This window comes from Bailinhaonella thermotolerans, assembly GCF_003594875.1.
Taxonomy (GTDB): Bacteria; Actinomycetota; Actinomycetes; order Streptosporangiales; family Streptosporangiaceae; genus Bailinhaonella; species Bailinhaonella thermotolerans.
Map to the genome: position 1 here is coordinate 1 of NZ_QZEY01000041.1, position 6,769 is coordinate 6,769.

Below are 6,769 nucleotides of genomic sequence, written 5' to 3' on the forward strand. Positions count from 1 at the left end.
CTCCTACGCCGCCTACCAGTTGGCCAGGCTGCTGGTAGGCCGAGGGCGGGAGGAGGACCTGCGTGCCCTCGCCGAGGCCGGCGACATCTATGCTGCCAACCGGTTGGTGGAACTGCTAGCGGATCAAGGGCGGGAGGAGGACCTGCGCGTCCTCGCCAAGGCCGGCAACTCCTACGCCGCCGACCGGTTGACCGACCTGCTGAACAGATGGGGCCTGACACGGGCCGAGTAGATGCAGCGCTTGACCTGCCAGCGGTCCCGGGCATCGCCTACCGGGTGCCCGCGGCCCGGGCGCAGTCGGCGGCGTGGCCGTGCTCGGCGGCGGCGGGGTCGGCCTCGCGGACGTACTCGCGGACCATGCGGGCGCAGGCCGGGCACCGCCAGGTCACGCACGCCCGGCCCTCGGCGTCCACCCCGCACAGGGCGTACTCGAGGGTGACGTCGCGCAGGCTCAGGTCGTGGGGGGCGCGCAGGCAGAGGGCCTGGCCGATGTCCTCCCAGCGCCGCCCGGCCTCGCGGGCCTGCACGACATACTGGCGGGCCCGCATCGTGGCGAGCGAGGCCAGCCGGCGAGCCGCCCAGGCGGCGGCGAGCAGGTCGGGGCCCTGCGGCGCGGCCGCCTCGGGCCCGTGGGTCGCGGTCACCATCGCGAGGATGGCGGCGTCGACGGTGGTCGCGTCCTTAGCGAGTCTGCTGGTCATGTGGGTCTCCTGTGTGGTCATTCTGGAGAGGGGTTCTGGCCGCGCGCCCACCGCTCCCACTCATCGGGCTCGGCGGCTTCCAGGGCGCGCCAGCGCGAGACCGCGGTCTGCCGGGGGACGCCCATCAGCTCGGCGATCTCGCCGTGGCTGTAGCCGTGCTGGCGCAGCAGCCGCAGCGTCGCGGTCCGGATGCCCTGCAGCCGGGGCAGCAGCTGCCGGTCCAGCAGGTACAGGGCGATGGTCATGTGGTGCCGTTGCCGGGAGGCGGGCAGGCCCGCGTCCTCGTGCGGGCTTTCCTGGCGCTCGTCCCAGGCGCCCGTGCGGATCTCGGACAGTGCCAGCAGCACCTCCGCCAGGTCCCGCGCCAGGTCGGCGGCGTCGTCCCCGAGCACGGCGGCCGCCGCCGGGGGCAGGCCGATTACCAGGTCCTCGCCGCCGTCCCGGCGCCGGCGGCGCCCGGCGAACCCGTCCGGGTGCTCGCCCTCGTGGTGCCGCATCCCACCTCCCAAGGTGTATGAGGATTGATACATCGAATGTGTATTGAATCTCATACACCGTCAAGGGTCCGGCCGGATGAATTCCGGAGGAATCAGGGAGCCGGGGAACGAGGCCCGCCAGCGACCTGGCAGGGGTGCAGCAAGATAAGCAGTCAGATCATCTGATCGACCGTCCGGGACCCTCGTGAAGATCGCCCCGCCGGTCTACCGTCGTCACGTGACCACTCCAGGGCACCAGGGCTATCAGGGCGAAGAGGGGATCCCGGACCGGCACCTGCACCTCGTGGCCGCCGCGATCGGTGTGATCGTCGTGGTCGGGCTGGTCGGGGTGATCTGGTCGCTGTCGCGGCGCGGGGACCCGCCGAGCGTGCCTCCGGCGGCCGTCTCCAGCCCGGCGGCGGGCCCGCCCCAGGCGGCGTCACCGCCCGCGGCGCAGGCCAGCACGGCCCCGCCGCCGGTCCCGTCGGCCGTCCCCACGGCTGCGCCGTCCCCACCGGCGGTGGCGCGGCCGGTGGTGCGGTGGCGGGGCGAGGTGACGGTGTCGGGGCTGTACGCGCACACCGATCTGGACGCGGTGCCGGTGCGCACGGCGCGGGGCCTGCGGGGTGCCGACATCGTGGGGGATTGGCTGGCGACCTCGCTGACCGCGACCGCGCCGGGCGTACGGCTGGCGCCGGCGAGCGAGGCCAGCCCCGGGCTGGACAGTTGCCGGGACGCGGTGCTGGCCGGGGGCGCTGAGGAGATCGCCCGGGTGCGGACCGGGGACGTGCTGTGCGCGATCACTTCTGAGGGGCGTGTTGCCCGGCTGCGGGCCACGCACGCGGTGCAGACCAGCGGCCGCCCCGTCGTGCAGCTCGCGGTCACCGTGTGGGATCCGCCCCAGGCGGGCGGGTGAGCGGTGTGGGCGGGCCGGTGGCGGTGCTGGGGATCGATCCGGGCCGCCGGTGGACCGCCGCCGTGCTGCGGGTGGGCGCGGCCGCGGTGTACGGCTGGACGCTCGGCCCGGTGGACGAGGCCGGGCGCCCGGCGCCGGCGGCCGCCGACAACGTGCACGACCTGGCGGCGTGGGCGCGGTACATGGCCCGGATCATCGACGCCATCGAGACCACGATCGAGCGGCACCGCGAGCTCGGCGGCGGCCCGGTCCGCCTGGCCGTGGAGGTGGTCGTGCCGCCGGGCGGCCGGATCGCCCTGGCCGACTGGCTCATCCCCCGCCAGGTGGTCGCCGGGGTGCTCGCCTACGACCCCCACGCGGTGCTGATCAGGCCCGGCGGGCACGGCCGGGCCCGCCCGGTGACCGAGGCCTACCCGCCCGAGCTGTGGCCGGCCCGGGGCGGCACCGGCGGCCGCCCGCCAGCCTGGGGGCCGTGCGAGGCCCGGCGGGGCGAGCGGGACCACGAGCGGGCGGCGTACGACATCGCGGGGGCGGCGGCCGCGCTCCTGGAGCCGGGCACGTGACCTGGGCGCAGTGGGCGGCCCGGGCCGAGCGCTCGCCCTGGTGGCGCGAGACGCTCCACGCGCTGCGCGACGGGGCGTACTGGGCGTGGCTGGTGGCCGTCGTGGCCGCGGTCGCGGTGTGGATCGGCCGCGGCATGCCCTCCCCCGCCACGGCGGCCGCCGTCGCCGTGGCGGCCCCGCTCGGCGCGGGGGCGGCCGCCGCCCGCGCCTGGCGCCTCACGACGGGGCGGGAGGCCGCCGAGCGGCGCGCGGCCGCCGGGGCGGCCTGGCGGCGCTGGCTGGCCCTGTACGGCGTCCTGGCCGCCGTCATCCCCGCCCTGGCCGCCGGGGCCGTCCTGCCGGTCCTCCTGGCGGCCGCCGTGCTCGCCGAGCTGGCCGTGCTGACCATCCCGGCCCGGGCCCGCGCCCGGCTGCTGGCCCGGCTGCGCATCGGCGCGGCCGCCGTCGCCGGCGGGGAGGACGTCCGGGTCGGCCGGGCGCTGTGGCGCGGCCGCCGCCTGCTGCAGGTGCACGTCACCTACCCCGCGACCTGGGCCGCCCACAAGTCGGTCCGCCGAGATGAGCTGGTGGAGCGCCTCATGTGGGAGCTGTGCGGGCCGCCCCCGCGCACACCCGCCGAGGCGATCGCCCGCCCGGACTACCTGACCGGGTGGAACCACATCCACACGCGGCTGGAGGTGTACCGGGTGCCGCCGCTGCCGCGGCTGGTGCCCGCCCGCGACTGGCCCCGTCCGCCCGGCGCCCTGGTCCTCGGCGTCACCACCGCCGACCTGGCCGACCTGGCCGCCGACGACGGGACCCCGCTGGCGCTGTACCGGCCCGCAGCGCATCTGCTGGTGGTGGGCGCCACCCAGCACGGCAAATCCAGCGGCGTGCGGGCGTGGGCCGTCGACGGGCTCACCCACGGCCTGTGGCCCGGCGGCCTGTGGGGAGCCGACGGCAAGGGCTCCGGCAGCCTGGCCGCCCTGATCGGCCGCCGCGGCGTGCACGCCATCGCCCACCGCCCGGACGAATGGCGCGAGGTGATCGCGGGCCAGGTGATCCCCGAGGTCACCCGCCGCTACGCCGAGATGCTCGCCTGGCGCTCCGGCCAAGCCCCCACCCGCCCCCACCACCCCCGCGCCCTGCTGATCCTGGACGAGATCCAGCAGATCCTGCTGGCCTGCCCCGACCTGGCCGACCCGCTCAACACCCTGGCCCGCCAGGCCCTGGAGGCGGGCGTGGTCATCTGGGTGCTGACCCAGCGGCCCGACGCCCGCGACGCCGTCCCCGGCGCCCTGCGCGACCAGCTCGTGGACCGCGTCACCTTCGGCCCGCTGTCCGGCTCCGGCGCGCGCATGGCCTTCGACATCGCCGGCGAGGACTGGCACCGCGCCCTGGGCGTCGCCCCCGTCCCCGGCCGCGCGCTGAGCTGGCTGGACGGCACCTGGCGGACCATTCAGGCCCCGTGGCTGCCGATCCCGGCCGACGACCCGGCCGCCGACCCGCTGTACCCCCCGCGCGACCCTGCCGGCCCCTGGCCGCCCCGGTCCTCACCCGACCGGCCGCCCACACCGCCACGGCGGCCCCCCGACGACTCCGGCGACCCGTCCGGCCCGCCGCCCCCGCGGCGGCCGCCGGCCTCGCCGAGCGCGGCCTACGACCCGGCCGACCCCCACGCCCACCGCCGGCGGCGCCGCCGTACCGACGACTGACGGCGGTCGCCAAGGCGGCACAGTCCAGAGCCTTATCCCGTCTCGATGTGGGGGCAGGGGGGCCGCTGGCTGTAGCCGCCCGGCACTGTGGCTCCGACCGTCTCCCAAAACGGGGCGGCCTCGCGGAAGTGGCCCCCGAGAGTGTGCCAGGACAGGCCCGGGTAGTCCGCGCGCAGCGCGGCCAGGGCCGTGCGAGCCAGCCCGGCACGCTGGAACTCGGTCTCGGTGTGGGGCTCTTCCACCCAGCCCACGCCGCATGTGCGGCACACCTGGTAGTCGACGGCGAAGGCCAAGGCGCCGGCCAGGTAGGCGGCGCGAGTGCGCCAGGTGAGGCGGTTGAAGGACGGGGTGTCGGTCCACGGCGCGTCGTCGGGCAGCCGACTTCGCCGGGTGCGGTAGCGGCGATACAGCCGGCGGCCGCTGAGCCGATAGACCAGCTCATGCCACAAATCGCGATCCGGTGCCCACGTCACTTGGCCGGCGCACGCGACCAGGTCTGCGATGGCCGTCCGGTCGGCGAGCAGCTCCCGTTCGAGATCCGGCAGTTCCGTGGCCATGCCCTGCAGGTCTTTGTCGGCGATGGAGGCGGCTGCGTCGTCGGGCGAACGATCGGTCATGATGCCGTTGTACGCCGCAGCGTCACTGCCGACGACCCCGGTCACGGCTCGTCCTCGGCGGCTTCCGCTCTGTCCAACCCAACATGTCCTCGCCGCTACTCACTGTCGGCGGCGGAGAAATTGTCGGTGGCTTCGGCGGATCGTTTGTCAGTGGTGCGGTCCCCGGTGTCCTCCGGGCCTCCTCCTGGGCGCGGTCGCGATGTCCGCCGCCCGCACCGCGGTGAAGGACATGCACCGCGCCACCACCTTCGAGGCCGGCAACGACAAGTCGAACGCACCCTCGCCAAGGCCCTCACCGAGGTCGTCATCAGGCTGGACCTCAGCGGCGACGACGCCATCACGCCCGAGGCCACGATGGAGGTCTTGCAGCCGGTGATTGCTCTCCTGCAGGACCTCTCCGATCAGGACCGGCAAGCCCTCCCCGGCCTGATCAGCCAGTTCGCGCAGGAAGAAGCCGAGACCCTGACCGGCATCTGACGGCCTGGGAAAGCATTCGAAACTCTGGCCCTCCTGGCTCGAGCGTGACCTTGTCATATCGGAATAGCGCTGGGAACCAGGGTTCTCACTCGATCGTTGAACGGGCGACGAAGCTGGGGACATTGCGCTGTCGCAGCCAGTGATAGTGCCCCTCCCGCCGGCCCCGGGCGGGTGACGCTCTCGCGGGCGTCTGCTTGGTCTCTCCCAGAGATGGGAGGGGCTGAGTGACAAGGGTTCAATAGTGGATCTCATCGAGTTCGCGATGAAACGACGATCCGGACCGCTTTCTGGTCCTAATTGTCGTTCGGGCGGCGATCTGGCTCTTCGGCTGGATCGTCAAGAACAAGGTCAACCGGTCGTCTTCGTCAGCGCAGCAAGAAGGATGCAGGTGTTCCTGCCACCGTCCTCGTGGACCACAGGATGAGTGACAGATCTTGTGGGGTCCAGCCCTGTCGGGTTAGACCCCACAGGCATTGAGATCACAACATGTCCGCCTTCAGCGACTGACAGATAGCCCGCCACACCACTGACAAATACTCCGCCGTCTGTCGAGCGCGGAAATGTTGACCTCGTATACGCGAGTATGTTGTCCGGGGCGGCTCAGGCCGGAGGCCCTATCCCTCGGGGTCTGCGGGCGAGCTGGGGGCGGGTTCTGCGGCTTTGAGTCGCACTGTGATGGAGGTGCCGAACTGGCGGGCGGCCTCGAACAGGGTGTTGAGGACGCTGCTGAGGTGTTCGGGGCGGGCGCCGTTCAGATGGGCGTACCAGGTCTTGGTGGGGGCGTCCCAGCTCATCACCGGCTTGATCATCGCTACTTGGCGGTCGAAGTCAGCCTGGTTGAGGTTCGGGTTGGAGCTGGCCGTCACGGCCATCTCGAAGGTGGTCATGATGCCGTTGTACGCTGCGGCGCCGCCACCGACGACCCCCGGTCGCTGCTCAGACGGCGATGAATACCGGACCCCGCCGCAGCCCGCGCTGGGACAACGCCCACCGCGGCCGCCGAACGCGCCCGCCCCCAGCTACGGCAGCGCGCGAGAGTCAGCGGGTCGCCCCCGACCTCGCCGAGCCGCCGGGCGGGGAGGCGATCGACCTCACCCCGTACGACAAGCCCCCCACCGACTGACCGCGCCGGCGCGACGCGAGCGGGCGGCCACGGCGCCAGCCGGTTAACAGGCCCCCCACCCTGGACAACATGTCCGTGTCGACGGCGGAGAGATTGTCAGTGGCTTCGGCGGATCGTTTGTCAGTGGGGCGGGCCCAGGTTTCGCTGGGTCGCCTCGTGGGCGCGCTCGGCCGCCTGTTGTTCGCGTTGTTTCGCCGCCTGC

At 73.8% G+C, this 6,769-nt stretch carries 9 protein-coding genes; 5 read left to right on the forward strand and 4 right to left on the reverse strand.

Annotated elements, in window-relative coordinates:
• The coding region (locus D5H75_RS42630; RefSeq protein WP_206781987.1) for a hypothetical protein at positions 1 to 232 on the forward strand (232 nt) is incomplete at its 5' end.
• Positions 233 to 269: 37 nt separating this feature from the next.
• On the opposite strand, the gene D5H75_RS40525 is transcribed toward D5H75_RS42630, so the two are convergent.
• Positions 270 to 701 carry a hypothetical protein gene (locus tag D5H75_RS40525; protein WP_119931954.1) on the reverse strand — a complete coding sequence of 144 codons (432 nt, stop codon included), beginning with the start codon at positions 699 to 701 and terminating at the stop codon, positions 270 to 272.
• A 17-nt stretch (positions 702 to 718) separates the two neighbouring features.
• A complete protein-coding gene (locus D5H75_RS40530) occupies positions 719 to 1,198 on the reverse strand; it encodes an HMG-box domain-containing protein (RefSeq protein ID WP_119931955.1) in 480 nt (159 codons plus the stop codon).
• A 217-nt stretch (positions 1,199 to 1,415) separates the two neighbouring features.
• On the opposite strand from D5H75_RS40530, the gene D5H75_RS40535 reads away from it, so the two are divergent.
• The 3 genes from D5H75_RS40535 to D5H75_RS40545 are packed head-to-tail and all read left to right on the forward strand — an operon-like array spanning position 1,416 to position 4,350.
• Entirely contained in the window at positions 1,416 to 2,093 is a 678-nt protein-coding gene (locus D5H75_RS40535; protein ID WP_147425479.1) for a hypothetical protein, read from the forward strand.
• Positions 2,090 to 2,656, forward strand: a complete 567-nt coding sequence (locus tag D5H75_RS40540; RefSeq protein WP_147425480.1) for a hypothetical protein — start codon at positions 2,090 to 2,092, stop codon at positions 2,654 to 2,656. Before D5H75_RS40535 ends, D5H75_RS40540 begins: the two co-directional genes overlap by 4 nt.
• A complete protein-coding gene (locus D5H75_RS40545) occupies positions 2,653 to 4,350 on the forward strand; it encodes a hypothetical protein (RefSeq protein ID WP_119931958.1) in 1,698 nt (565 codons plus the stop codon). Before D5H75_RS40540 ends, D5H75_RS40545 begins: the two co-directional genes overlap by 4 nt.
• A 32-nt stretch (positions 4,351 to 4,382) precedes the next feature.
• Here the strand turns inward: D5H75_RS40545 and D5H75_RS42560 are convergent, their stop codons facing one another.
• Complete coding sequence (locus D5H75_RS42560) at positions 4,383 to 5,012, reverse strand: hypothetical protein (protein WP_202639001.1); 630 nt, start codon at positions 5,010 to 5,012, stop codon at positions 4,383 to 4,385.
• 81 nt (positions 5,013 to 5,093) lie between these two features.
• Between D5H75_RS42560 and D5H75_RS40555 the strand changes: the two genes are divergently transcribed.
• Positions 5,094 to 5,444 carry a hypothetical protein gene (locus tag D5H75_RS40555; protein ID WP_202639002.1) on the forward strand — a complete coding sequence of 117 codons (351 nt, stop codon included), beginning with the start codon at positions 5,094 to 5,096 and terminating at the stop codon, positions 5,442 to 5,444.
• 614 nt (positions 5,445 to 6,058) lie between these two features.
• Here D5H75_RS40555 and D5H75_RS40560 read toward each other — a convergent pair.
• Positions 6,059 to 6,331 (reverse strand): hypothetical protein, encoded by a 273-nt coding sequence (locus D5H75_RS40560; RefSeq protein WP_119931960.1) that lies wholly within the window; start codon positions 6,329 to 6,331, stop codon positions 6,059 to 6,061.
• Positions 6,332 to 6,769: the final 438 nt, after the last annotated feature.